The organism is Streptomyces tatrensis, assembly GCF_049310065.1.
Classification (GTDB): domain Bacteria; phylum Actinomycetota; class Actinomycetes; order Streptomycetales; family Streptomycetaceae; genus Streptomyces.
In genome coordinates, this window is the sequence record NZ_JBMDLB010000007.1 from 2074472 (window position 1) to 2101041 (window position 26570).

21 protein-coding genes are annotated in these 26570 nt (G+C 70.1%); 17 read left to right on the top strand and 4 right to left on the bottom strand.

Annotated features, from left to right (window positions below):
• Positions 1–28: 28 nt before the first annotated feature.
• On the bottom strand, positions 29–4450 hold the full coding sequence (pglW, locus tag ACODT5_RS12785; RefSeq protein ID WP_422519285.1) for a BREX system serine/threonine kinase PglW: 4422 nt from the start codon (positions 4448–4450) through the stop codon (positions 29–31).
• A 109-nt stretch (positions 4451–4559) separates the two neighbouring features.
• On the bottom strand, positions 4560–5282 hold the full coding sequence (locus tag ACODT5_RS12790; RefSeq protein WP_422519286.1) for a hypothetical protein: 723 nt from the start codon (positions 5280–5282) through the stop codon (positions 4560–4562).
• Between the two features lie 362 nt (positions 5283–5644).
• Here ACODT5_RS12790 and ACODT5_RS12795 point away from each other — a divergent pair, with 362 nt between their 5' ends.
• Complete coding sequence (locus tag ACODT5_RS12795) at positions 5645–6757, top strand: ImmA/IrrE family metallo-endopeptidase (RefSeq protein ID WP_422519287.1); 1113 nt, start codon at positions 5645–5647, stop codon at positions 6755–6757.
• Between the two features lie 3 nt (positions 6758–6760).
• A complete protein-coding gene (locus tag ACODT5_RS12800) occupies positions 6761–7921 on the top strand; it encodes a hypothetical protein (RefSeq protein WP_422519288.1) in 1161 nt (386 codons plus the stop codon).
• A 19-nt stretch (positions 7922–7940) separates the two neighbouring features.
• Here the strand turns inward: ACODT5_RS12800 and ACODT5_RS12805 are convergent, their stop codons facing one another.
• On the bottom strand, positions 7941–8558 hold the full coding sequence (locus ACODT5_RS12805; protein ID WP_422519289.1) for a hypothetical protein: 618 nt from the start codon (positions 8556–8558) through the stop codon (positions 7941–7943).
• Positions 8559–9030: 472 nt separating this feature from the next.
• Here ACODT5_RS12805 and ACODT5_RS12810 point away from each other — a divergent pair, with 472 nt between their 5' ends.
• From ACODT5_RS12810 to ACODT5_RS12830, 5 genes are all read left to right on the top strand, one after another.
• Entirely contained in the window at positions 9031–10479 is a 1449-nt protein-coding gene (locus ACODT5_RS12810) for a hypothetical protein (RefSeq protein WP_422519290.1), read from the top strand.
• A 1033-nt stretch (positions 10480–11512) separates the two neighbouring features.
• Positions 11513–13795 (top strand): aldehyde dehydrogenase family protein, encoded by a 2283-nt coding sequence (locus ACODT5_RS12815; protein ID WP_422519291.1) that lies wholly within the window; start codon positions 11513–11515, stop codon positions 13793–13795.
• Positions 13796–14167: 372 nt separating this feature from the next.
• A complete protein-coding gene (locus tag ACODT5_RS12820; RefSeq protein WP_422519292.1) occupies positions 14168–14608 on the top strand; it encodes an ML domain-containing protein in 441 nt (146 codons plus the stop codon).
• 226 nt (positions 14609–14834) lie between these two features.
• The gene (locus ACODT5_RS12825) at positions 14835–15062 is read left to right on the top strand and encodes a hypothetical protein (protein WP_422519293.1); all 228 of its coding nucleotides are present in this window, start codon (positions 14835–14837) and stop codon (positions 15060–15062) included.
• Between the two features lie 146 nt (positions 15063–15208).
• Complete coding sequence (locus ACODT5_RS12830; protein ID WP_422519294.1) at positions 15209–16084, top strand: oxygenase MpaB family protein; 876 nt, start codon at positions 15209–15211, stop codon at positions 16082–16084.
• 33 nt (positions 16085–16117) lie between these two features.
• On the opposite strand, the gene ACODT5_RS12835 is transcribed toward ACODT5_RS12830, so the two are convergent.
• The gene (locus ACODT5_RS12835; protein WP_422519295.1) at positions 16118–17026 is read right to left on the bottom strand and encodes a UbiA family prenyltransferase; all 909 of its coding nucleotides are present in this window, start codon (positions 17024–17026) and stop codon (positions 16118–16120) included.
• Between the two features lie 79 nt (positions 17027–17105).
• On the opposite strand from ACODT5_RS12835, the gene ACODT5_RS12840 reads away from it, so the two are divergent.
• The 10 genes from ACODT5_RS12840 to ACODT5_RS12885 all read left to right on the top strand — a co-directional run bounded on the left by ACODT5_RS12840 (position 17106) and on the right by ACODT5_RS12885 (position 26489).
• Positions 17106–18176 carry a type III polyketide synthase gene (locus ACODT5_RS12840; RefSeq protein ID WP_422519296.1) on the top strand — a complete coding sequence of 357 codons (1071 nt, stop codon included), beginning with the start codon at positions 17106–17108 and terminating at the stop codon, positions 18174–18176.
• 7 nt (positions 18177–18183) lie between these two features.
• Complete coding sequence (locus ACODT5_RS12845) at positions 18184–18720, top strand: isoprenylcysteine carboxyl methyltransferase family protein (RefSeq protein WP_422519297.1); 537 nt, start codon at positions 18184–18186, stop codon at positions 18718–18720.
• Positions 18717–19745: an NAD(P)/FAD-dependent oxidoreductase gene (locus ACODT5_RS12850; protein WP_422519298.1), complete on the top strand. Its 1029-nt coding sequence runs from the start codon at positions 18717–18719 to the stop codon at positions 19743–19745. The genes ACODT5_RS12845 and ACODT5_RS12850 overlap by 4 nt, the downstream gene beginning before the upstream one ends.
• 482 nt (positions 19746–20227) lie before the next feature.
• Entirely contained in the window at positions 20228–21985 is a 1758-nt protein-coding gene (locus ACODT5_RS12855; RefSeq protein WP_422519299.1) for a SpoIIE family protein phosphatase, read from the top strand.
• A gap of 334 nt (positions 21986–22319) precedes the next feature.
• Positions 22320–23087 carry a VOC family protein gene (locus ACODT5_RS12860; RefSeq protein ID WP_422519300.1) on the top strand — a complete coding sequence of 256 codons (768 nt, stop codon included), beginning with the start codon at positions 22320–22322 and terminating at the stop codon, positions 23085–23087.
• 152 nt (positions 23088–23239) lie between these two features.
• Positions 23240–23680: a hypothetical protein gene (locus ACODT5_RS12865; RefSeq protein WP_422519301.1), complete on the top strand. Its 441-nt coding sequence runs from the start codon at positions 23240–23242 to the stop codon at positions 23678–23680.
• Between the two features lie 330 nt (positions 23681–24010).
• Positions 24011–24697 carry a HemK2/MTQ2 family protein methyltransferase gene (locus ACODT5_RS12870; protein ID WP_422519302.1) on the top strand — a complete coding sequence of 229 codons (687 nt, stop codon included), beginning with the start codon at positions 24011–24013 and terminating at the stop codon, positions 24695–24697.
• Positions 24698–24713: 16 nt separating this feature from the next.
• Positions 24714–24920 carry a CDGSH iron-sulfur domain-containing protein gene (locus ACODT5_RS12875; RefSeq protein ID WP_422519643.1) on the top strand — a complete coding sequence of 69 codons (207 nt, stop codon included), beginning with the start codon at positions 24714–24716 and terminating at the stop codon, positions 24918–24920.
• Positions 24921–24954: 34 nt separating this feature from the next.
• A complete protein-coding gene (locus ACODT5_RS12880; protein WP_422519303.1) occupies positions 24955–25995 on the top strand; it encodes an iron-containing redox enzyme family protein in 1041 nt (346 codons plus the stop codon).
• A 2-nt stretch (positions 25996–25997) separates the two neighbouring features.
• Positions 25998–26489 (top strand): flavin reductase family protein, encoded by a 492-nt coding sequence (locus tag ACODT5_RS12885; RefSeq protein ID WP_422519304.1) that lies wholly within the window; start codon positions 25998–26000, stop codon positions 26487–26489.
• Positions 26490–26570: the final 81 nt, after the last annotated feature.

The following is a 26570-nucleotide window of genomic DNA, read 5'->3' on the forward strand; positions in this document are numbered from 1 at the left end:
AAAGCCAGAGGAAGAACCCCTCCTACCGTCACACCCGCCCCAGCGTCTCCAGCAACGCCCCGTCCAGATAGGCCAGTTCCCCATCCCCGGGAATCACCTCCACCGTGCGCCCGTCCAGCAGCGGCTGCTGCGCACGGGCCTCCATCGGGCAGAGCAGCCACAAACCGTGCGGGTTCTCCGCCGGCCGGCGGGCCGCGCCCTGGAGGGCGACGAGGAAGCCTCGGCCGCCCTCGTCCCAGTAGCGCGCGATCAGACCGGCGTCGTGCAGGAAGAGGACCGTGCGCGGGGCCGCGCAGCGGGCGAGCAGTTCCTCGGCGACGCGCTGCCAGACGACCTGGACGAAGCTGGCCAGACCGGGCTTGATGCGGCCCGGTTCCGAGGCGCCGTCCGCGCGCAGTACGGCCTGCCAGTCGAAGCCCTTCTCCCCGACCAGCCGCTGGAACTCGGCCAGGAACACCTCGCCCAGGTCCACTGCCAGGACGGGGAAGGCCGCGGCCACCGCCTCGGCCGTGCCGGGCAGCCGGACGCCCTTGACGGTCAGTGCGAGGAAGCCGCCGCGCCGGACCCGCTCCTCAAGCCGTTCACGGACCGCGCCGTGCGGGTCCTCCCGGTCAGCGCGGGTGGCACGCGGCGGCGGCAGCAGGCTGGTGAGACCCGCCGAGCCGGTCGACGTGTGCGCGGTCCGGGCTGCGGGCAGCAGGAAGGTGTCGGTATCCAGGTCGTAGCGCAGCTCGAACCGGGCGGCGCGCAGGGCGTCCTCCAACTCGACATGGGTGGGCTCCCGGCCCCCGGCCAGGGCCTGCAGCTCGGGGAACCGGGCCCGGATGCGGGCCACCAGCTCCGCCGGGCTGATTCCGCGTTCGGCCCGTACGCCTGCGCCGGCCTGGGAGATGCGTAGCGCTCGCTCCAGCCCCAGCTCGCGCGGGTACAGCTCAAGGCGCTGGGTGATCGCGACCGCCGGAGCCATGGCGGCGGCCAGGGAGACGAGTCGAGTGTCGGCGAGTGGCACGAACCCTTCCGGGGGCGGCACCGTGCGGAGTTCCCGGACCACTTCGGCATGGCCGGGCAGCGGCTCCTGTACCGCGAGCTTCTCGGCCGCGTCGCCGAGCGCGGAGGCATAGTCGGCCAGTTCGCGCGGGCTGGGGTCGTCTGTGCCGGGCAGGGATTCGGAAGCGATCAGGACGGTGTCGCCGCGGCGGTGGACGGCGAGCCGCGGCTCGTGATCCGCTGCCTCGTCACCGGTCTCCGCCTCCACAGCGGCGCGTACGACGGCCAGGGCGCGGGCCAGGGTCCGAGGCGGGGTGTCGTCGGCGGCCCCGTGGCGGGCTCGCAGCTCGGCCGCCGCCTCCGTGGCGGTCATCACTCGCCCGCCCGGCGCCGCGATGATCTCCGCGAGCTCTGTGCGCACGGCCTTCAGCCATTCCGCCTCGGCCCACTGCCTGATCTCGATGCGGTGGTGGCGGGAGACCGGCGGCTGCTTGATCCCCAGGTGCTCGGCGACGCGCGCCTGCACCGGCCAGGAGCCCAGCGGGGACAGCCCGCCGTCCTCAGGGGGAAGGCCGAGAGTGAGCCGGACGACGGGCTCTCGGTTCGATCCCTTACGGCCGGGACCGGGGGCCAGCAGGGCTGCCATGTCGTCTATCGACAGGAGACGCAGTCCCTCCGAGCCGGCATCGCCTTCGCCTCCCTGAGCCGCCACGGCTCCGCCGGTCGGCGCGGCCTGGTGGCCTGCCGGTGCCCCGGCGCTCGGCTTGGTCCGCAAGGCCGTGGCCCATTGCTTGCGCCGCCGGTTCAGCTCCTTTCGGACCAAGGCACCGGCGCCCCTGGCCTTGGAGATCGCATACGGCTGGACGCTGAGCAGCTGTCCGACCGTCGTGGCGCCGAGACCGTTCGCCACGGAGACCGCCCGGGGTGAAAGCCCGGCGGCTTCCAGCAAGGTGTCTTCGTCCGCCGCCTCGGCCGCGCCGTCGCGTGCCTCCTCTGTATCCTCGGCCGCGCTGCCGACCGTCGACGGAGTGGTGGTGGGGCGGGTGGCGTCGGCGGCCCGGAAGACGTCCTGCCAGGCGTCCTTCATCTGGCGCAGCGTGTCGAAGCGCCACCCGATCTCCCTGTGCAGCGCGCGCTCGAAGAAGTACCGCAGGCCGTCCTTAAGAGCCAGCTCGAAGAGGTCGTCGGCGATGTGGAGTTCAGCGGACTCGTTGGTGACCGGGTCGATCTGGCCGTCTCCCCACAGAGGCCGTTCCCCGCTGGCCATCTCGTGCAGGGTGACGGCGGCCGCGTAGTGCTCGGCGTGGTCGTCGTAGTGGGGGCGACGTACCGAACCGAGGAACGGATCCAGATAGCCGCGCGTGCCCGCCTTCACATCCCGATCGGAGGCATCGGTCAGGGAGAAGTCGAACAGCTTCAGCTGCCAGGTGCGGTCCTTACGGCGGTGGATGCCGAGGTTGTCGGGCTTGATGTCCCGGTGGCGCACCCCGTGGGCGGCGAGCTGGTCGAGTGCCTGGAAGAGGTCCTCGCCGAAGCGTTCCAGTTCGTGGTACGTGAGCCGCCCCTGGCCGCGCAAGCGTGCTCCGAGGGACTGCTCTCCGGCATACTCCAGCTCCAGGACCGTCCGGTCGCCGATTTCCCGCAGCTCCTGTCCACGCAGCTGTACCACGGCTCCGCCGCCGACGAGTTTCAGAGCGCGGGCCTCCGCTCGCAGCCGTTCCGCCTTCTCCTCATCGAGGGCGACCTTGAAGACGTGCTCGTCGATCCGGACCTCGCCGTCCTCGTCCTCGACCGCGCGCTCAACGAGCAGGGCGCGGGCGGTGGCACCAGTACCGAGAACCCGTCGGACCAGCCATTCCTCATCGAGGGCTTGGCCCGGCATGGCCTCCAGCGGATCCGTGGCGGCCATGTCCGCGGAGTCGGGCAGGACACCCACCCGTTCCGCTTCGTCCAACAGATCGAGGAATGCCTCTGCCGAGCTCAGCCGGTCGTTCACATCCGAGCGGGTGGCCTGGAAGATCAGATTGTCCAGGGCCTCGGACACGCCGTCCGCAACGGCGAACAGACGCAGGCCGGAGTCGACGCGGAGGCGCTCGACGAGAACGCTGCGCTGCGGCGCGGGAGCCTGCCCGGACAGGACAAGGTGAGCGACCGCGCCCAGGCCGAAGATGTCTAGATCGGCCGGGTCGGCGTAGGGCTGGTCCGTCTCGGGCGCGAGGTAGACACGGGCCTCGTCCTCGATCAGGGCCGCGTCGAGAGCCGAGCCGCCGATCGAGCGGAAGAAGGTGGCGTTGCTGTCGAAATCGCGGGCGGCGGTCTGCCAGTCCGTGATCCGCAGCTCGGGGGCAGCCCCGTCGCCCCGGAAGGAGACGTAGACGGAACGCGCGGCGAGGGCACGGTGGTACAGGGAACGGTTGTGGGCGTAGCGGACGGCCTCGGCAAGCTGGCGCACCAGGTCGAGGCGGGTCTCGGGGGTGAGTTTGCCGCCGTAGGTGTCCAGGTACTGGTCCAGGCGCAAGTCGGTCTTGCGGTGCCGGAAGAGGATCGCCGGTCCCGCCTCGTGCTCACGGAACGCGACGGCGTCGACGATGCCGCGGTGGGTGATGCCCTGGAGGACCTGGTACTCGCGACGAGCGGCGCGCTCGGTGGACTTCCGGGCGGCTTCGGTCGCACCCTGGCTGACCAGGTAGATACGGACCCGGCCCTCCTCTTGTACGAGGCCGTCGTCGCGGACGGCGAGGCGGTCCTCCCAGGTGGTTCCGGCGTCCAGGGGGTGCGGTCGCAGCTTCCAGGCGTCGCCGAAGCGCAGGTGTCCGGTGGACTGCCGGATACCGATGGCCCGCAGCAGCCGCGGCAGGGTGTTCTTCGAGAATTCGGGGGTGATCCGGCGCTCGGGGCGGTCCGGGGGAAGTCCGAGGAAGTCCTGCCAGACGCGGCCCAGCCCGCTGGCGCCGTCATCGCGCCCGTAGACCCGGATGCGCTGGATCTCGTCCAGGTGGCTGACGAGTTCAGTGGACGACAGGAATACCGCGGGTTCGATCCGCGGCACCTCCCGTTCGTCGATCTTGAGTTTGCGGGCGGCCCAACGCAGCTGGCTGCGGAGTTCCTTCGACTTGACGTCGTTGAAGTGCAGCGGGTTGTTCAGTGTCCGGGTCCGATCGGTGCCCCGGAAGCTCCAGGTGGAGCCGGTGTTGTGCAGCTCCCCCGGGTGGCTCTTGATCTCGATCAGGAACAGGCCGGCTGGCACGGCGACGAGAAGGTCGCACTCGTTGATGCGGCCGGACTGCGCGGTGAAGGAGAACGTGGCCCAGGCCCGGTAGGGCTCAGCGGCAGGCAGCAGGCGACGGACATGGTCCAGCGCGTCCTGCTCCCAGGGGTACGGCGAGGGCCGCTCCTGGAACCACTGCTGTGCGGGTTTCGGCAGAGCTGGCTTCGGTACGGGCTTTCCCCCTGCTGCTGTCACGCTCAAGCCTCCATCGCACCCCGTACCCGTCCCTACGGGCAAAAACCACCTGGTAGACCCTACCGCTCACAGCCGCGGCCCGGTGCGGACGGCAAAGGAGGGCAGCCGGTCACCCCTCACCACCGTCCATCAGCTGCTCCACGGCCGCGCACACCTGTCTCAGGGCTTCCGGCTGCTCGGACAGCGACACGGACGGCCAGCCGGTGAAGCCCTTCTCCCGCTGGACTGCGAGCTTCTGCCCAAGTCCGCCGACATCCGGAAGGGCATCGGCGAATGCGGACGCCGCGTCGCGGCCCAAGTGATGGGTGATCGAGCTGAAGCTGAAGGCGAGATCGTCCCTCCCTGCACTGTCGCGCAGGGACAGTGTCCAGACAGGCACCTGCTTCCCTGAGGCCGGGAAGTACACGGAGATGCTGGGATACGCAGCCTTGTTGGTCACCAGCCGTCCCAGCGCGTCCGCGTGCTCAAGGAGGGTGAGGCCCGCCCGCCGATCCTCGGAACTGCGGCTCTCCAGGGCCGTGCCCACGTCCGCCCGCGTCCACTTCGCGCCGGCCCCGGCGGACCGGGATCGCGTCTTGGCCGCCGTAGCCACCTCGCCGTGAACCCTCGGAACGAGCACGCGGTGATCGCCGCTGCCCCGGTACTGGGTGAGCTCAACTGCATACACGTCCGCCTGCCGCATCTGCCGGTTCAAGAACTCGACGATGGCCCGGAGCTCCACTGGTATCCGGTCGGCTACGAACAGCAGGCGCATCCGGCCCAGCTCCATTCGTTCCTCCACCGTCGCCCAGAACTCGTCGGGCGACTGGCCGTCCAGCAGCTCCTGGTACACGACCGAGATGGTGCCGCAGTCCTCGATGCACGTCTCCTCGAAGGTCCGCTGGAGCAGCGCGGCGGGCCAGTAACGCAGGAGACCGAGTCATCCGTGCGGGCCCACAGGTCAGCGCGGAAGCAGAGACATGATCGGCAGCTCACCCTGCGCGAGGTGACACCGGAACGGGGTGCGGTCGCCCCTCAGCGGCCGACACCACACGCTAGGCACCGAAAGTCGCGACGGCGCAGTGGAGTTGGACTGTCAGTAGGGCCTGGTATCCATGAACCTGAGGCGAACCTCGGATCATGTGCAGAATATTCTGAGGCATAAAACCGTGTACTCTTTGGGGAGTTAAACTCGCCAGGGCTGGAGGTGAGCACGTGCGCGACCAGAAGAGCTTGGTTGCGGATCCCGGGATGCTCACGCTGGCCCGTGACTCACGCGGCTGGACACAGTCCGAACTTGCCGACGAGATGACGCGTCTTGATGGCGGCCGCATCACCCAGGGGTACGTCAGCCGAGCCGAAGCCGGCCGCATCCCCGTCAAGGACGGGCGCGTGCAGCTGTTCGCCGACGCCCTTCGCTACACCGCCGACACTCTGTGCCGCGCCACTGACACGGCCGGGACAGGCGTCGGACTGGTGCACCACCGCAAGCGCGCCTCTCTGGGGGCGCCCGCCCTGCGTCGGATCCATGCAACGTTGACGCTCACCCGGCTCCAGGTCGACAGCTTGGCCCGGGCAGCGGACCTCCATCGCAACGACCGGTTTCGGCGCGTGGAGGTCAACGACTTCGACACTCCCGCGGATGCGGCGGAGACGATGCGTGAGGAGTGGAAGGTCCCCGCAGGCCCCATCGAGGACATGGTCGCCCTGCTCGAAGATGCCGGCGCTCTGGTCGTAGTCCGGGACCTCTGCACCACCGAGCTCGATGCCGTGAGCCAGTGGCCCCCCGGCAGGTACCCGTTGATCCTGCTCAACTCGCATGCACCAGGGGATCGTTCACGATTCAGCCTGGCGCACGAGCTGGGCCATCTGGTGATGCACGGCGAGCCGGGTGAGGGACGCGTACAGGAGGACCAGGCCAACCGGTTCGCCGCCGAGTTCCTCATGCCCCACGACGCAGTCCTGCCCGAGCTGAAGCCAGGCATCGACGTGTCCCGCCTGCTCGATCTCAAGGCCCGGTGGGGGGTGTCCATGGCGGCTCTCATCAGGCGCGCCATGGACTTGGGAGTCATCAGCGAATGGCACTACCGCACGCTCGTGGTCGAGTTGTCCGCCCTCGGCTACCGCACCAACGAGCCGACCACCATCCGGCGCGAAACCCCGCGCCACCTCGCTCAAGCCGTCACCCGGCTTGAGGAGCAGCTCCACCTCAGTCCGACTGAGACCGCCCACCTGGCGGGCCTGGGTCGCGAGGAGTTCCACGAGATCTACTTGTGCGCTTCTTCTCCGTCCGGCCACAAGGACGTGCCGGACTCTTCTGCGAGGTGATTCATGAGCAACACCCCGTCCCCGAGGCGGCGACCGCCCGCCCTGAAGACGCTCGACCACACCGTTGCCGCCGTGCCGCTTCTCCAGGGGCGGGTGCTGCTCCACGAAAACGCCGTCAATCTACCGCGGCCGCGGCCCGCGCTCGATGACGACTTCAGCGGCGTCGTGATGACCGGAGCCAAAGCCGACGAGCGGGCCTTCCACCTTCGCAGCACGGCCGGCTACGAAGGCACCCTGCTGATCGACAGCGCCCCCTACACCACCTACGTAGCGACCGCGGACGAGCCGTTCATGGTGCCCACCGACGAGCTGTTCGCCTCAGTGGACACCTCCCTGGCCTTCCAGAAGGTGCGAGGTGCGAGCGCCGCGCTGACTCCGACTGGATACATTCCGCCAGCGGACTCCAAGACGCTCAAGGCAGTGATGCGCGAGGCCAACAAGATCGAACGCGCCGATACCGTCGTGACACTCCCGATCAACGTCACGTGGCTGAACCGCGAGAACATCGGTCAACTCATAGCGGTCTGCACGAAGATCCGGCACCCGAAGGCCATCATCCTGTGCGGCCAGTTCGACCCGCTAGAGCAGGCGAAGGGCATCCCGGCCAATCTGCGTCGCCTGGTGACCGAGGTCGCGCACATGTCGCTCCTCCGGACTGACCTGGCAGCACTCGATGCCATCGCGCATGGCGCCTTCTGTGCCGGCGTCGGCGTTCAAAGCTCCCTTCGTCACGCGATCCCGCCCGGCGAGAAGGCGCAAGTCGGCAAGCCTGGAGGCCCCGTATATCCGAACGTGCTGATGCCGGAGCTCATGTGCTTCAAGGGCTCCGAGTCCCTCGCCAAGCTGTACAGCAACGTGGATCCCGCAACCTGCTCCTGCGAGCAGTGCGACGGGCGTGGACTCGACCGCTTCCTCCTACCGGACGGCGAAACCCGGCGCGAGGCCGACAATCACACCGTCCTCACGTGGAGCGACTGGGTCACCGAAATGGCCGGCTACCAGCCAGGCACCCCGCGTAAATCGTGGTGGCGCGACAAGTGTGCGGCCGCGATCGACCGCTACGCACTGGAGAACCAGCGCATCGGGCTGGGCGCCAGCCCCCGGTCCGGATTCCAGGCGCCCTCCCCGCTCAAAGCATGGGCGACACTCCCCGTCACCCCGTAACGAGCCGCGGGCCGGATGCTCAGGGGAGCTGGCGGTGGACGTCTTCCAGGAACTTCCAGCCGGCGACGGTATGGCGTCTGCGCACGAAGGGCCGCGGCGGCACCACCACTTCCACCGAGTCCCCCTGAAGCGTGAGCAGGCCGATGCCGTAGAAGTCCGCGCGCAGCACGGCATCATCCTTGCGCCGCAATACGCCGTCCACCACCACCGCGCGAGAACAGAACGGAGTAAATCGCTCGGCCTTCTCCATCCCCGACTCCCAGCTGCGGCCGGGCACGAACGCCATGTCGATGTGGACAGGCTGCGCCGCGCGACGGGTGATCGACCCGTCCCTGCGGACCACCGCGCCTTTCGGAAGGGACTTCAGCACCCGCCGCTCCCTCTCGCTCAAGGAGCTGGCAGGAACCGGCTCGCCCAGGGGCAGCGACATGAGGAGATCCAGCACATCAGGTCGCGTCAGCGGCGGCATCCCTTCGGCTGCCCGCCGCTCCCGCTCGAGCGCGTCATGCCGATAGGCCACAACAGCTTCCGTCCCGAAGGCTTCGACAAACGCGAGCTTCGCCTCGCGGGGCACGAGGTCGCAGGGAGCGAGCGCACCTGCGACGACATCCATCTGCTCTCGCGCCACGACCGACATGAACCAACCCGCTCTCGTTTCAAACTGACACCCTCGTCTGCGGAGCGTCTGCACGCCCCTGCTTACCCTCAGGCACCCATCACCGGAAGCACGAGCGGCTCACGTTCACACGATCCACTCGCCAATCCCCTGCTGGCCGCAGCCGAGCGGGACCGACACCCCTAACCCGCCTTCCCCTGACCAAGACACGGGAACGCCTCAGCACGGACGGCCAGGCTAGTACGGGCAGTCGTACGCCCGGCGGCCACCTCCTCAGATGATCGCGAGATGGCCAGCACCCGTCATAGGCCGACCAGCAAGCGTCCACGGCGGCCACCAACGAACGACTGCGAGCCTAGCCACCACAGGCGGCCATGCCTACATCTGTCCGAATCTTCATCCAGCCTGCCAACCCCCTTCCCCTTCCACCCGCGCCAGGCGGAGTGCGGCTGCGAGCATGCCCGTGCAGGCATTCGCACGGTGGGGAGTTCAGGTGCCACGACAGCTCAACGAACGGCAGCAACAGGTGCTGCAATGGGTCGCCCGAGGCTGCCCTGACGGCGTGTGGGAAGGAACCGGGCACAAACTCAGCTGCCAAGCCCTGCACAGCCGCGGACTGGTCAAAGTCTCCAAGCGACAGGGGCAATGGTCTGTCGCCCTCACCAAGGCCGGCCAGCAATACCTGGACCACGGATCCCATCCGCCCGAACAACCTCGCAGCAAAGACACCGCTCCCGCGCCGCAGGCTCGAATCCAGTCACCCGACGTGGCCAAGAGCGAGAAATCCAGCGCCACGGCAGCCACACCCGTGCCACCGCAACGAACCGGCTCCCTTCCGCGAAAGAAAGCCAAGACCGTCACGGAGCAGCTCCTGGATGAGCTCGCCGAAGCCGGCGGCCGCATCGTCAAACGCGAAGCCAGCGGTCGGGAGACCGAGAAATGGCCGATCCGTGTCGCCGCGGCGCGCCGGTCGGGAAAGATCCCCGAGACGAAGGAACTGCACGCGGGCTGGTGCCGCGATGGCTACGAAATCCGCCTGGTCGACACCCCCGCCTGGCGATTGGCCGTGCTGCCGCCCATTCCCGTACCGGTACGGCTCACCACTCCACACCCGGTGGTCAAAGCTCTGCAGCAGCACCCCCACCCCATGAGACTGACCAAGTCTGTACAGGGTCGAGCCTTCCGCCTCATCCACGCATTGCTCACCGCGACGCAGAGGCTGGGCTACGCCAACGCGTTCGGCACGGCCGAGAGCGCACCGGCACCACATCGCCGGCGGGACGGCCCTCCCCACTTCACCATCACAACCCAGGGGCAGAGATGCGATTTCCTCATACTGCAGGAACAAGACCGCGCCGAACACATCCCCACGAAGAAGGAACTCGCCGACGCAGAGAAGCACTCCTGGGTCAGAATTCCGCGGTACGACCACTCCCCCTCTGAACGCCTGAGGATCTGCGTCAGCGGCGGCCTGCGACACAGGGCTGGCGAATGGACCGACACAGCCGCACGCCCCTTGGAGGACCAGCTCGCCGAAATCGTGCAGGAGGTCGGCCTCCGCGGGCAGGCAGCCGAACACAAGCGCCTGGCTGACCTGGAGGAGGCCCAGCAGAAGCGCATGCGATGGGAAGCCGTGAAACGTCAGGCCACGGCCGAATACGCAGAGGCATACCGCGCCCGCCACCTTGAAGCACAGAACGAGGCGTGGAGGCGCGCAGCGGGTCTTGTCGAGTACGTCGGCGTACTCCGAGTCCACGCAGAGAGCCTGCCCCTCGGACCAGCCAAGGACGAAGCCGAGGCGTGGATCGCCTGGGCCGAGGGCTACGCGCAACGCCTGAATCCGCTCAGCGGTTCAACGTTGATGCCGGAAATCCCCGAGCCCCGAGCCGAGGACCTCAAGCCGTTCATGCATGGCCTGAGCCCCTACGGACCCAGCTACTGAGCACCCACTCTGTCGGCTGCCGGTCGCGATGCCACACCTGGCAGCGCGCCGGCTGCCGCAACCAGCGACGGCGAAACGGACCGATTTCCTTCCAGTCTCCGCAAAGCCAGACCGCACAAACCGAGCTCAGCACCCAGCGCGACCTGCACAATCACAGTCCTGACGCCACATCAGAACGAGCGTCATTTCAGCGTCACGGGCGTCATTTCAGCGTCAAGATATCGCCCGTAACGCCCACGGTGCACATAATGCGCACCGGTAAACCCGCAGGTCAGGCGTCCTTAACGACCCGCTCCAGGATCGCCACGCACTCCACGTGGTGCGTCATCGAAATAAGATCTATCAAAAACATGTGAAAGGAAATTGCAGGTCAGAGGCTTGCATGGCGCAAATTGGACAGGCTACCCGTGTGCGTTACGTGCAAAGTGGGCGGTATGTGCAGCGCGCTGACGCTCGTGCCTGCCTCTGGTCCGGGTGAACAGGGTCCCCGTGCCGCCCGGGTAGCCGGTCAGGCCGGAGGGACACCACGGGCCTCACGAGGGGTCCGACGAACAAGACGACCTGGGGCTGAGGGTCCGACGCCCGCCCCGGTACTCGCGGCGAGACAGCGCACCCTGTCTCTGCGTGGAGCCGCCCCGGCCGATCCAGCAAGGTCCGGGGTCTTGTCCGCCGTCAATTCCGGCAGGCGATACTCCCGGGCGCGACCAGGTCAGATGCCTGGAACGCGGAGGCGAGTGTGCCGCGCCCCCCTGCCCCGGCGGCGCCGTGCAGCCCCTGGCCGCCGGACCCTTCCCAGCACCTTCAGGGTTTTAGAGCGAGACGTGACGGCGGATCTCAGCTCCTTCCCCACGACAACCGGAATGGGCCGGACACGGGCGGGCGCAGTGACGAGTAGGCGCGGTGGGTATGGCGGGTGAGGTCGCGTCATCTGAACGGGCCGGGGGAATCCTCCCGAGGGACAAGATCACTCGTTCCGGGGAACAAGCCGGGACCGGGTAGGTCCGGATGGCCTCCAGCCCCCAGCATCAGGGCCATGGATCACCGTCCGCCCACCCCCGGCCACCCCTCTTACCCCGTCCTCCTGGGCGGGGTAGGCGAGCCCGGCGACGGCTGGGTGCACTGGCCCCGGGCGAGCGCACTTCTGGAGGACCTGTACGAGGGCCTCGCGCTCAAGGCCCGGCTCGACTGCGGCCGGGCAGTCGAGGGGGACGCGCAGGACCCGCGCCTCGTGGGGCGGGTGGCGCTCTCCACCCCCGCCCAGGCGCGGGCCGCGCTGGAGCACGCGAGGACGGCCCGGCGCGGCTGGGCCCGGGTGCCGCTGGAGCGGCGCCTGGACTTCGCCGAAGCCGTCCACCACGCGCTGCGCGAGCGCGCCGAGGAGTTCACCGGGGTCCTCGTCGCGGAGGGGCACCCGGTGACGGTGGCCCGCTGGGCGCTGGCCTCCGCCCTGGCCCTCACCCACCCCGACTCCCTGGGGCATGCCCGGGATTCGATGGTGTGGGAGGGCGAACAGGCCGGGCGGCTGGTCCGCCTGGTGCGCAAGCCTGACGGGGTGGTGTGCCTGAACCCGGCGCGCAACGCCTCCGTGCTCGCCGCCCTCTGCGGGGTACCCGCCCTCGCCGCCGGGAACACCCTGATCGTCAACGCCCCGCCTGCCGTGCCGCTCGGGGTGGCGTACGTTTTCCACGAGATCGTCGCGCCGCTGCTCGCCGAGCACGGGGCCCCGTACGGGACGCTGAGCGTTCTGTGCGCGCCGTCCCGGCCGATGCTGCGAACCTGGCTGGAAGCCCCCGAGTGCGACGACATCTTCTACTTCGGGGCCTCCACGCACGGCGCCGGGCTGGCCCGTGACTGCCTGGACCACGGCAAGAAGCCGGTCATGGAACTGGCGGGCAACGACGCCCTGGTCGTATGGCGGGACGCCGATCTCGGCGGGGCCGTGGAGGCCGCCGTCGAGCGGTACTGGGGCTCGGGGCAGCTGTGCATTGCGCCGAAGTTCGCCCTGGTGCACCCGGCGGTGGCCGAGGAGTTCACGCGCCGCCTGCGCACCCGCGTCGAGGGGCTGCGGGTGGGTCCGCCCGAGGATCCGGAGGTCGTCCTGAGCCCCGTGGTCAAGCGGGCCCAGTGCACGGAGGTGCTCGCGGACGCCATCGCCCAGGGGGCCGAGCTGCTGTGCGGAGGCGAGCTGGTCGACGTACGGGACCGGCCCACGCCGCGCGGGCCGTTCGTCCGGCCGGTGCTGCTGCGTGTGGAGGGCCTGGAGCGGGCGACGCGGACGCGGGCGGTGACGGAGGAGACCTTCTTCCCGCTGATGTGCGTGGTCGTGCCGGACCAGGCGCCGGACCGTGAGCTGCTCGACACCCTCCTCGCCTTCGTCGACGGCAACCCGTACGGGCTGCGCAACTCCCTGTGGGCCCGCGATCCCGAGGTCGTGGACCGCTTCGCCGACGAGGTGTCCAACGGGGGCTTCCTCAAGGTCAACGACAGCCACATCGGCACCCTGCCCGTCCTACCGCTCATCGGCGGCACGGGCCTGTCCGGCGGGGTGTTCGGCGAGGCCAACCTGCCCTGGATGCGCACGACCCGGCTCCAGGGAATCAGCGTCGCCGGCGGGGACCTTGCGGACGGCGATCGCTTCGACCACCTCGCGGCCGTGGGCTTCGGCCGCCCCCAGACCTCCCGGCGGCCGTCGACGGCAGCCGACCGGGACCCCTTGCACCACCCCGAGCAGCACTACGAGAGGAACACCCCCATGACCAGCCTGTCCGGAACCGCCCTGCTCCACCGCAAGTTCGACGTCTGCTTCGGTCACATCGACGCCGACGGCAACGGCTCGGTGGACCGCGAGGACCTCCTGACCCTGGGCGCGCAGCTGCTGGCAAAGTTCGGAGAGTCGGCCACCTCCCCCAAGGGCACCCTCCTGATGGACGGTCTGGCCCGGTTCTGGGACGCCCTCTCGGCCGCCGCCGACGCCGACGGCGACAAGCGCCTGACCCCGCAGGAGTACCGGACCGGTATGGAGAGCGCGTTCATCACCTCGTCCGCCGGCTTCGACCAGGCCTTCCGCCCCCTGACGGAGGCGATCGTCGGGCTCCTCGACACGGACGGCGACGGCGAGGTCGACGAGAAGGAGTTCCTGGCCTGGCAGGAAGTGTTCCGCACCACCGAGAACGACCGCGAGGCCGCCTTCCGCCACCTCGACCGCGACGGCAGCGGCAAGCTGAGCGTCCAGGAACTGCTCACCGCCCAGCGCGAGTACTACACCAGCCCGGACCAGGACGCGGCCGGCAACTGGCTCTTCGGCAAGCTCGCCTGAGACACCCGGAACACGGGAAAGGGGTCTGTCCACCAAACGGCTCTGTCGCATGTGGCAGGCCCCTCCACCGCCCAGCCGGACAGGCGGTCCGTCCCCTCGACTTCGCCGGCCAGGAGCAGCAGCGGGTTGTCCACCCGGACGGTGCAGACCCGCGAAGAGGTGAGTTCGACAGGGCGTGAGTATCCCCGGGCGTCAGCGGCAAGGCCCGTTAGTGGTTTCCGGCCGTTGCTGGGGAACCGGCCGCTGGGGGCAGGCGGCCGGGGGCCTCAAAGCGGCACTCACCTGGTCGGACTGCCTCTCCCCGCTCGTGTCCCGACGTGGACCCGCTCGTTGGTGAATGAGGCCGTGCGGTTTCGGACGAGGAGCAGTGCCATGGTGAAGAGGTTGTCTGTGCTGGCGGTGTCGGCCCTGTTGCCGGCCGCGCCGGCATCGCCGGCGTTCGGCGGGGTGGTCTCTCCAGTGGAGGACTGTGGCAGCGTGGGCACGCCGCGGCAAGTCCGCGTCAGCGGGCACGAGGGCGTGCCGCCGGTAGAGATGCAGGTCGGCAAAGACACGCGGTTCGAGTTCGACTTCACCCCTTCGCGTGACCAGCCCAACGCCGAGTTCACCATGGTCGCCGAGACCGCGGTCGGCGAGATCCCGGTTGAACAGCACACCATGGTCAAACTCGCCACCGGCAAGACGTACACCGTGCGGCACACGGTCCGGCCTACGGACCTACTCGCCGGGCAGCAGATGAAGATCCGCGCCAAGGTGACCGGCGGAAACCGCACGGAGATGTGCGTCAAGATTCTCGTGAACGTCCGCGCCTGACCGGTACCCGGGCCGGGCGGGGCCGGGGGACGTCGGCGTTTTGGAGTGCGGCGAAGTCGGCGTGGGCAGCGGAGGCAGACGACTCGGCCGGCGTCCACGACCGGGCCGCTCGCCGCGGCAGTGTGCGCGAACTGCTGGACGGTCTGGTGGACCGCGAGCAGGGCCCACAGCTCTTGCCGCACGGCTTCGGGGGTCCGCGACCAGAGCGCGGCCCGCCAGGCCCGAGGTGGTTCTTGATCTCGTCGAAGACCAGTTCGATCTCTCACCGCTGCCGGTAGAGGGCAATCAGTTCGCCCGCCGGGTACTGCTCGTGGTCCAGCAGGGAGGTGCCAAGGTGCACGATTCTGTCGCCCTTGGCGAAGGTGACGGGAGGCTCGGCTTCGTCGACGGGCAGGTCGAGGGAGACCTGAAGCGCTTCAAGTACTTCATCGAAGACCGCGGCTCCGCTACCTGAGAATGGCGAGGACAGGTCTGACCCGGCTCTTGGAGCCCCCGCAGGGCGCTCCCGACGAGGCATGGGTCTGGCGGCCGTCGCGCAGGACGCCTCTCGACGCCCCCGGCCGAAGCATTGAGCCGAGCTCCCGCGGGTAGGACACCACCATGGACATGCCCGCGACCGGAGGCCTCAACCTACGGGAGCGGCTCGGCTTGGCGCTGTTCAGCCGGGTGGCCGGACCGTCGGGCCCTGCCAACCGCGCCCGGATCCACAGCACGCCCGGACCTCGCTGGTTCGGTCCCGAGCGGCCCATCCGTACGGTGCACGGCGATGCCTCGATGTTCGTCGGGGGCCTGAGCGCACTCCTGCTCCAGTCCCTGCACCCGCTCGCCATGGCCGCCGTCGCGGCGCACTCCGGGTTCCGTGGCGACCCGTGGGGCAGGCTTCAACGCACCAGCACCTTCCTGGCCGTCACCACCTACGGCACCGCACAGGACGCGCAGGACGCCGTCGACCGGGTTCGGGCCGTCCACGAACGCATACGGGGCACCACCGCGGCGGGCGAGCCGTACCGCGCGGCCGATCCCCACCTGCTGGGCTGGGTGCACGCGGCCGAGGTCGACAGCTTCCTGCGGGCGCACCAGCGCTTCGGCTCGCACCCGTTGGACGCGGCGGGCTGCGACGCCTACGTCACGGACACCGCGCTGGTGGCAACGGCACTCGGTGTGGTGGACCCGCCCCGTGACCGGAGCGCGCTGACAGCCCTGCTGACGGAGTACCGGCCGGAGCTGCGGGCCACGCCCGAGGCCCTCGACGCGGCCCGCTTCATCCTCCGCCACCCGCCGCTGCCCTGGCCCGCACGCGCCCCGTACGCGCTGCTGGCCGCGAACGCGATCGACCTGCTGCCCCGGTGGGCCCCCGCCCTTCTCGGCCTGCGCCCCGCGACGGGCCCGAGGGGGACCGGCGTACGCCTGTCCGGGCACGCCCTGACACGCACGATCCGGTGGGCGATGGCCCCGCCGCGCCGGCCGCTGCGCTGAGCTGGTTCCCGGGCGTCCGCCCAGAGATCGGACTCACCCGACGGGCAGGGCGTGGCCGGCCAGGACCAGGAGTACGGCGTCGGCTCCGGCCAGGGCCAGGATGATCAGGAAGGGCGCCCGGCCGCGTGCGACGGCGGGCGGTGCGGCCAGTGCGGCCAGGCACAGGGCCAGTGTCACGCCCAGCAGCAGCCAGCCGGCGAGGGGCCGCGGGCCCGGCGGAGCGAGGGTCACCACCGCGCAAGAGGCGAAGGCGAGGCCGGCGGCCAGCGCGATGGATGCGCGTCGCCCCAGTCGCTGCGGGAGTCCCAGCACACCGCCCGCGATGTCCTCGTCGATGTCGGGCAGGGTGTTGGCGAAGTGGGCGCCGGTCCCCAGCAGGGCCGCCGCGGCGGTGAGCCAGATCGGGGGCCATCCGGCTGACGGCGAGGTCAGGGTCAGGAAGGCGGGGAGCAGTCCGAAGGCAACGGTGTACGGCAGCCAGGAGGCGAGGGTGTGCTTCAGCCACCAGTTGTAGGACCATGCCGCAGCGACGCAGCTGAGGTGGACCCAGCCGGCCCGGGCGCCGCAGGCCAGCGACAGCGCAACGCAGGCGAGCAGGGCCGTGCACGAGGCCGCAGTCACCACTCCCGGCCGTACCTCCCCCGTGGCGAGCGGCTTGTCGTGGCGGCCGGCCGCCACGTCGCGCCGCATGTCCAGCCTGTCGTTGCTCCAGCCGATCGACAGTTGGCCCGCGGCGACCGCGGCCGCCGCTGTGGCCGCGGCCGCGGGTCCGAGCCCGACGGCGGCGGCCAGCAGGGCCGCGAGGAGGGTGACGGCGGCAGCAGGCACGGGGTGACCGGCCTTCAGAAGCCCCGGGAAGCCCACATGGGCGGGTCGCCGGGCCGTCGTCGACCCTGCGGGCGCGGTGGGCGCGGTGGTTCCTTCGTTGGTGGTGGCGGGCACCGCACCACGCTATGGGTCCGGCGCGCCCGTGGCGGCCTGGTTCAGCGTGCCGCCGCTCCGCTGTCCCTATGTTGGACCAATGACACGGGTCCTCGCGGTGAGCACGGTGTTCCCGCCGCACCGCTACATGCAGCAGGAGATCACCGACGTCCTCGCTTCCTGTCTGCCGTCCGGGGCCGACGGCGCGCTCCTGCGACGGCTGCACGGGGCGGCCCAGGTGGAGACGCGTCACCTCGCCCTCCCCCTGGACCGGTACCGGGAGCTCGGCGACTTCGGCCACACCAACCGCCTCTTCGTCGAACTCGCCGTCGCCCTGGGTGCCGAAGCGGTCGAACGGGCACTCCAGGAGGCGGGGGTGCGGGCCGAGGAGATCGACCTGGTCGTCTCGACGACCGTGACCGGCATCGCGGCGCCTTCCCTGGAGGCCCGGCTGGCCGCGCAGGTCGGCCTGCGGCCCGACGTCAAGCGGGTACCGATGTTCGGACTCGGCTGCTCCGCCGGTGCGGCGGGGCTGGCCCGGGTCCACGACTTCCTCACCGGCCGGCCGGGCTCCACGGCGCTCCTTCTGTCCACCGAACTGTGCTCACTCACCTTGCAGCCGGCGGACACCTCGATGGCGAATCTGGTGGCGGGAAGCCTGTTCGGGGACGGGGCCGCCGCGCTGGTGGCGGTCGGTGACGACCACACCTCCGCTACAGCGCAAAGGGCCGGCTCGTACGGACCGGTGGTCGCGGCCACGCGCAGCCGCCTGTACCCGGGGACCGGGCACCTGCTGGGTTGGGAAGTCGGTGACTGGGGTTTCCGCATGGTTCTCGGCCGGGAGGTCCCCGAGCTCGTCAGGCTGCACGTGGCGGAGGAGATCGAGTCCTTCCTCGCCGCTCACGACCTCAAGCCCCGGGACGTCGCGGCCTGGATCTGCCATCCCGGCGGCCCGAAGATCCTGGACGCGCTCGCCGACGAGCTCGGCCTGCCGGACTGCGCCCTGGCCCCCTCCCGCCGCGCGCTGGCCGCCACGGGAAACCTGTCCTCCGCCTCGGTGCTGCAGATCCTGCGCGACACACGCGCCGCGGCGCCGCCGTCGGGGTCGACCGGCCTGATGATCGCCTTCGGGCCGGGCTTCTCCTCCGAACTCGTCCTGCTGGCCTGGTGATCGCACCATGACGCCATACACCCTGCTGATCCTGCTGGTCATCGCCGAACGGTTCGCGGAACTCGCCGTGGCGCGCCGCAACGGTGCCTGGAGCCGGACCCGGGGCGGCCTCGAATACGGAGCCGTGCACTATCCGGCGATGGTCGCCCTGCACACGGCCCTGCTGCTCGGCTGCCTCGTGGAGCCCTGGGCGGCCGACCGGCCCTTCCTGCCCCTGCTCGGCTGGCCCGCGCTGGTCCTCGTACTGGCCTCCCAGGGGCTGCGGTGGTGGTGCATCAGCGCCCTGGGCCCCCGCTGGAACACCCGCGTGCTGATCGTCCCCGGCCTTCCGCTGATCACCCACGGCCCCTACCGGTACCTGCGTCACCCCAACTACCTGGCCGTCGCCGTCGAGGGCATGGCCCTTCCCCTGGTGCACACCGCCTGGGTGACCGCCCTGGGCTTCACAGTCCTGAACGCCGCCCTGCTGACCGTACGCATCCGTTGCGAGGACGACGCGCTGGCGCCCGTACGCTCCCTCCCCGCCCCAGGCGCGGCCCCGTGATCGACCTGCTCGTCGTGGGCGGCGGCCCGGCGGGCCTGGCCGCCGCGATCCACGGAGCGCTCGCCGGGTTCGACGTCGTGGTCGCCGAACCGCGTCCTGCGCCTATCGACAAAGCCTGCGGAGAGGGTCTGATGCCAGGCGCGGTGCGCGCCTTGGACGCCCTGGGCGTGGAGGTGCCGGGCTGGCCTCTGCGCGGCATCCGCTACGTGGACGCCGCCGGCGAACGGCGCGCCGAAGCCGTGTTCCGGGCGGGCCACGGCCTCGGCGCGCGCCGCACCATGCTGCACGAGGCGCTCTCCGCCCGGGCCGCTGAACTCGGCATCCCGGTCATCCGCCGCCGCGTTCACCAAGTGAGCCAGTACGACGAGTACGTCACGGCGGACGGTATGGCCGCCCGCTACCTCGTGGCAGCGGACGGACTGCACTCGCCGACCCGGCGAGCACTAGGCCTGGACGAACCGCCGAGCGCCGGGCGGCAGCCGCCGCGGTACGGACTGCGGCGCCACTACTCCGTCGAGCCGTGGAGCGACCTGGTGGAGGTGCACTGGTCCGCCGGCTGCGAGGCGTACGTCACTCCGCTGGGCCCGCGCCAGGTCGGCATCGCCGTCCTGACCTGCGAACGGCTCCCGTACGACTTCCAGCTGGCCCGATTCCCGCTGTTGCTGTCCCGGCTCGGTACGGCGGGCCGGACGCCGGTCCGAGGTGCGGGTCCGCTCCGCCAGCAGGCCCGCTCCCGGGTGGCCGGACGGGTCCTGTTCGTGGGCGACGCCGCCGGGTACGTCGACGCTCTGACGGGCGAGGGCCTCACCCTCGCCCTGACGGCCGCCGCCGAACTCGTGCGCTGCCTACGCGAAGGCCGGCCTCAGGCCTACGAACGCGCATGGCTCCGGCTGTCCCGCAACTACCGGCTGCTGACGAGGTCCCTGCTGTGGGCCCGGAACCAGCCCCGGCTGGCGCCCCTGATCACCCCCGCTGCGGCCCGCTTACCCGGCCTGTTCCAGCACGCCGTGAACCTGCTGGCGTGACTGGGTCAGCCACCGGTGATGGCGGCGCGGTGGGGCGCCCCGGTCGCACTCGAGTGGTGTCGACTCGGAAGGCCCCACGACCCACTCCCCGTACCGGGTCGCATCGGCGAGTACGGTCCACACCGCGTACGGGGGACGCCGAATCAGCTGATGGCGGATGGCCATAAGAAGTCCGCCCTATACCGGAGGCGGGAGCCGTCTCCACGGTTATGGTGCGGGTGCGTACATGACCTCGCATCTCACCCGCGCCGGGGTGTCGGGGCATCACCGGCAAGCTCCGAAGGCAGAAGCTCCGTGACCGTCGGCCCGCGCACGAACAGCCGTACACCCCCGGCCGTCCTACGATGCTGTCGGGGAAGGCTTCGGACAGTGGAACCGGAGGGCAGATGGCGGAGCGGGGCCGGGAAACCGGAGCGGACCCGGGCGCCGCACAGCGGCGGGCCTTGCGGCTGGCCGGTCTTTCGGCGGCCTCAGATACCGGAATGGACCGATTCGCCCGGCTGGTCTCACGGCTGCTCCGCGTGCCGGTGGCCTTCGTTTCGCTGGTCGAGGAACACCGGCAGATCCTGCCCGGCCTGATCGGCTTGCCCGAGCCCTGGGCGACGAGCCGGACACTGCCGCTGTCCCATTCGCTCTGCCGGTACGTGGTGGCCTCCGGGCAGCCGCTGATCGTGCCCGACGCACGGACCGACGAACGGCTGCGCACCAGCCCGGCGATCGCGGATCTGGGCGTCATCGCATACGCCGGAATGCCGCTGACCGACAACGACGGGCTCGTCCTGGGCTCCCTCTGCGGCATCGACCACGAGCCCCGGACCTGGGGCGGGGATGAGCTGGCCGACCTGGAGGATCTGGCCGCGGCCTGCTCCGCCGAACTGCGCCTGCGGGTCCTTTCGGCGCAGTACCGCTCCGCTCAGAAGGTGCTGGAGACCGCCCGGGCCGCCGCCGAGCGTGCCCGGACCGAGGCGGAGCGACTGGAGCGCGAGGCCCAGGTCGGCCTGGACCACGCCGAGTTGCTGCTAAGGGCCTCGGAGGAGCTGGCCCAGACGTCCGGGCTGGAGGACGTACGGCGACGGCTGCGAGACCTGTTCGGCGGCGTCGGCAAGCCCTCGTACGTCGGCCTGCTCGTCGCCGACGAGGAGGGGCTGCACTGGATCCCCGATCCGGACGACGCGCGCTCGGTGGAGCACGAGATCCTCATCCTGCCCGCGGACTCGGCGTTCCCGAGCGCCCGGGCCATGCGGGAACGCCGCACGGTGTTCGTACCGGACCGCGATGCACTCGTCGCCGACTACAGCCCGGAAGCAGTCGGCTACTTCGACCGCATGGGCTTCACCACCGTGCTGTGCCTGCCCCTTTGGGGCAGCCGCACCCTGCTGGGCGTACTCGCCATCTGCTGGGCCAAGCGGCACGAGCTGAGCATCACCGAGCGTGCCACGCTCACAGCGGCGTCCGGCTACATCGCGCAGGCCGTCGAGCGCGCCCAGTACCTGGACGAACGCATCTCCGTCGCCCGGGAGCTCCAGGCCGCCATGCTCACCGACCTCCCCCTCACCGACCACGTGGAGATCAGCGCCCTGTACCAGGCGGCCGCTGACGACCACATGATCGGCGGTGACTGGTACGACGCCTACCAGCTTCCTCCCGCCTCAGCCGGCGAGGCCGCCTCCCTCATGGTCACGGTGGGCGACATCACCGGGCACGACATGCATGCCGCGACGGTGATGGGCCAGGTCCGCAGCATGCTGCGCCAGTCAACCCTCGACCATCCCCCGTACAGCCCCGCCGCTGTTCTGACCGCCCTGGACGCGGCGTGCTCGGTCCTTCCCATCGATGCCAGCGGCACCTTGGTCCATGGCCGCCTCGACCCCGTCGTGGGCGGTACCTCCTGGACCCTGACCTGGTCCAACGCCGGCCACCCACCGCCGCTCCTACGGTTCTCCGACGGCAGTGTGACCTCCTTGGAGGAACACGATGTCCTTCTCCACGAGGCCCTCGGCGCTGTCCGCCGCACCGAGCACCGGCGCGAACTGCCCGCGGGCGCGACCCTGCTGCTCTACACCGACGGGCTCATCGAGCGCCGCGGTCACGACATCGACGCCGCCATCGCGCAACTTGCCGCCCTGCTCGTGCGCCACGGGGGCAAGCCTCTGCCCGAACTACTGCGCCGGATCGGCAACCGGCTCGCCGACCCGGCCCCCGGAGACGACGTCGTCATGCTCGCCCTGCGCATTCCCTGACGGAGACCGGTCCTGGTCCTCACAGGCCGACGCCCGGCCCCGCTTTAGCCGATACTGGCGTACTCGAGTGCTCGGCCGCGGAAGAATGACGGGCTCGGCGGAGTGCTGTTCCTCCCGCAGATCCCTACGACATGTACGGCGGTTTTCCTTCCGGATTGGGCTCGGCGGAATGCGCGGATGCCCGTCCACTTGTGTAGCGGCCGCGCCTGGCGCACTTCTCTATCCGGCCGGCGCTACCGTGGGCCCTCCAGTCACGGGCGAGCTGCGGATGAGGTTGGTGGTTGTGTCGACGTCCAGTCATGAGGTGTTCGGTGCACCGTGCTGGATCAGCCTGATGGCCAGAGACCTTTCCTCCGCCCAACGGTTCTACGGTGCCGTGATGGGCTGGGATTTTCGCCGCACCCGGCTCGGGGAGGGATTCTCCGTCGCCTTCGATGAGGGAGCGCCGGTTGCAGGCATCGGTGCGCTGGCGGGGCGCTTGGCGGTTCCGGTGGCCTGGACGCCGTACTTCGCCGTCGATGACGCTGACGTGACTGCGGCACGGGTCCTGGAACGCGGTGCCACCATGGCGGTCGGCCCGCTCTCCTTCGGCACGGGTCGTGCCGCTATGGCGGCGGACCCCGACGGTGCCGTCTTCGGCTTCTGGCAGGGGGAGGTGGTCCCCGACTGGACCGTGGGCCGTGGAACGGCTCCCGCATGGCTGGAGCTGCGGACCCGCGACGCCTTCGCCGCCGCCATCTTCTACGGCGAGGTCCTCGACTGGGCCTGTGAACTTCCGGGCTGCTGCGAAGTTTCCTACGAACACGACTACGTGGTGCTACGCCATGGCTACGACACCGTCGCGCGGATCACCGGAGGAACCCTCGAAGCGGACGTCGACCCCGAGGTGCGGCCCCGCTGGCACGTGCACTTCCAGGTACCCGATCTGGAGATCGCGATCGAGACCGCCGAGCGGCACGGTGGGAGGGTCATCTCACCCGTTCATACCACGATCGCCGACCGCTCGATCACTTTGAGTGATCCCGAGGGTGCGCTGTTCACGGTGGTCTCCCCCCACCCCCCCCAGTCGCCTGAACCAGAACGGCAGCCCCACCAGGGGTGATGTTCCAGGGGGACTCCGATCCACCCGGCCAGGTCCTTAGAGCATGCCGGCGCGGCCATTGCGGACCGTGCCGCCTTTGCGGAGCACTCTCATCCAGAAGGGCACCGGCGCTGCCGCTCGACGATCGCCGAATCCGAATGGAGGAACGCCTGATGGACGACGCACCCCTGCCCCGGGACCCATCGCTCCCGGACGTCTGCGACTTCTGCCACCAGGCCATCGAGCCAGGCACCAGCATCTACGGACGCGTCCGCAACTCCTCTTTCGCCCACCCCGTCGAGCCGGAACAGGACGGCTACCGCCTGCTGACCGCCTGCACCCCTGAACACCTCGGCGATCTTCAGCAGCAGTACCACAACCGGCCCTTCAACGAGGAACTCTGGGTCGTCGAGATCGACCGGGCGATGTCCGGACGGACGGGAAAGCCGGTAGCAGGGCCGGGCCCATGGCGTTTTCCCGCCGTTGAAACGATCTGTTGTCGGCGGCAGCACACAGCCCTACCCAGGCACCCGCCGTCCGCGAAGACCCGGGCCGTCGGCGTACGGTGCGCAGCCGCGCCGAGCAGCGGACGGTCCGGCCGGGCGCGACAATGAAGCGGTCCTGGACAAGGATTTCTCTCATCACAAGCAGACGGGCGACTCCGAGGGCACCTGCATGCCCTCGGGGGAGTGCGCTCATCCGCCTAAAGAGCGGCACGCATATCGAAGGCGGCCCTTCCCGATGCCGGGCCGCTGGTAACTACCGGTTCGCCCAGGACGAGCGAGGCGTTATGCGCGAGCGCGACATCAGGCGTGAGGCACCTCATTCCGGCTGATCCGGAGAAGATCGGCGGATCCGGGATAGGAATCCCGGTCCTGGGCAGTCGCCCCTTGTCGATCCGCTACTGGATCCGCCCTTGCGGACCCACTGACTCCGGAGGCTTGATGGTGCCCAGCACGGCCATAACCTTGGGAGCACTTCCTGCGCGGCTGATTGCGCTGCCGGGCGTATATCGCCCGCAGACTGACACTTTGCTCCTCGCGCAGGCTCTCTCCCACGAGGGGATGGACCCGGATACCGAGGTTCTGGACATCGGCACCGGAACGGGTGCTCTCGCGCTGTCCGCGGCACGTACCGGGGCCCGGGTCACAGCCGTCGACGTCTCCTTGCCCGCAGTAGTCGTTGCACGCCTGAACGCCTTCCGGCAGGGCCTGCCGCTGCGGGTCCTGCACGGAGATTTCGCGACCCGGACGCAGGGCCTGCGCTTCGACATCATCCTCACCAACCCGCCCTACGTACCCTCGGCGCAAGCCCGGCCGCCGTCGCGCGGAGCCGCCCGCGCCTGGGACGCCGGCCCCGACGGGCGCGCGGTCATCGACCGCATCTGCGCCTCCGCCCCCGCCCTGCTGCGCCCGGGCGGAATCCTGCTGATGGTGCACTCTGGAATGTGCGGGCCCGAGGCCACCCTGGCCCAGCTGGAAGCGGCCGGACTGACCGCCCGGGTGGCGGCGCGGACCTCCGTCCCGTGGGGTCCGGTACTGCGTGCCCGTCGGGCCTGGCTGCAGGACCAGGGCCTGACGGACGACGACGAGCGCGAAGAGCTGGTGATCATCCGTGCCGAGAACATCTGACAACGAGCCCATTCCAATCACCGCACCCTCTTCTGCAACGTTCCGCCAGGCCCGCCGCGTGACCATCGACGCTCAGGGCCCGGTCCTCATCGAGGGCCCGGTGGAGATCATCCTGGACGACGGGACGGTCGCCCGGTCAGACCGGTTCATGGTCGCGGTGTGCATGTGCCGCCGCAGCCGCGCATACCCCTGGTGCGACACCAGCCACCGCGCGCGCGACTGAGCTGCTGCGCCCCCTCCGAGGACAGGAGCCTTCGATGACCCTGCCCAGCACGAACGCCACGGCGACCGCTGCCGGACCCCGCCTTGTCGCGGGGCGCGGCGAGCTGTCGGACGCCGTGCAGGCGGCACTGCGGACCGGCCGGCCGGCCGCCCACGCCGCGGGAAGCGTGCTGAGGGCCGACCCCTGGGGAGAAGACGTACAGCTCGCGCTGTACCTGCTGTACGAACTCCACTACCGCGGCTTCGAGGGCGTCGACGACGAACGCGAATGGGATCCGGACCTGCTCCGGCTGCGACAGGCGCTGGAAACCCGGTTCCTGCATGCGCTGCGCAGCGCACTCGCCGGTGCGCCCCGATCCGTGGAGGAGGCCTTCGCTCCGCTCCTCGTCGAGCCGCTCGATCTGACCGGCAGCGTCAGCCATCTCCTGGAAACCGACGGTGAGCTCTGGCAGCTGCGCGAGTACGCGGCCCTGCGCTCCCTCTACCACCTCAAGGAGGCAGACCCGCACGCCTGGGTCATCCCGCGGCTGACCGGCCGGGCCAAGGCCGCGATGGTGGCCATCGAGTACGACGAGTTCGGCGCCGGCCACCCCGACCGCATCCACGCCCAGCTCTTCGCGGACCTCATGGCAGACCTCGGCCTGGACCCCGCATACGGCCACTACCTCGACCACGCCCCCGCCCCCCTGCTCGCCACCGTCAACCTGATGTCCCTCTTCGGCCTGCACCGGGCCTTGCGCGGTGCGCTGGTCGGTCACTTCGCCTGTGTGGAGGTGACCTCCTCACCCGGCTCCCGCAGGCTCGCCAAGGCCATGCAGCGCTGTGGAGCGGGGCCGGCCGCAGAACACTTCTACGCCGAGCACGTCGAGGCCGACGCCGTCCACGAACAAGTCGTACGGCATGAGGTCATCGGCGGGCTGCTCGCCGACGAGCCCGCACTGGAGGCGGACATCGCCTTCGGCTGCGCGGCGACGGTCCTGCTGGAAGATCAGCTCACCGCCCACATCCGCGAGGCCTGGAGGTCGGGCCACTCCGCCCTCCGCAGCCCCCTGCCGCCTCCACGCCCGAGGAGTTGATCGTGGCCGGACTGGACGGTTTCACGGAAGTGCTCGATTACCCGATGTACGTCGTGACGGCAGCGGCCGATGGCGAGCAGGCCGGCTGCCTGGTGGGATTCGCCACGCAGAGCTCGATCGACCCACCCCGTTTCATGGTGTGGATCTCCACGGCCAACCGCACGTACCGCATCGCATGCCGTGCCTCCCATCTGGCGGTCCACGCACTGCGACGTGAGCAGAGGCAGACGGCAGAGCTCTTCGGCGGCCAGACCGGCGATGATGTCGACAAATTCGCCCAGGTGGCCTGGTGGCTCGGAGAAGGCGCGACACCGGTACTCGCGGACTGCTGCGCTTGGTTCGTCGGCCGCGTGGAAGGCCTCATCGAAGGCGGAGGCGGAGACCACGTCGGCTTCCTGCTCGCGCCCGTCGCGCAGAGCCCGCCCGGACCCGCAAGGCCGCCGCTCATCCGGTTCAGTGACGTTAAGGACCTCTCGCCCGGGCACCCGGCCTGAGCACGTGGGACTCCTGGCGGCCGGCCCGTGCTCAGCCGACACGCGTCGATGCCGACCACCCAGTCCTCGTACGGCGGAGCG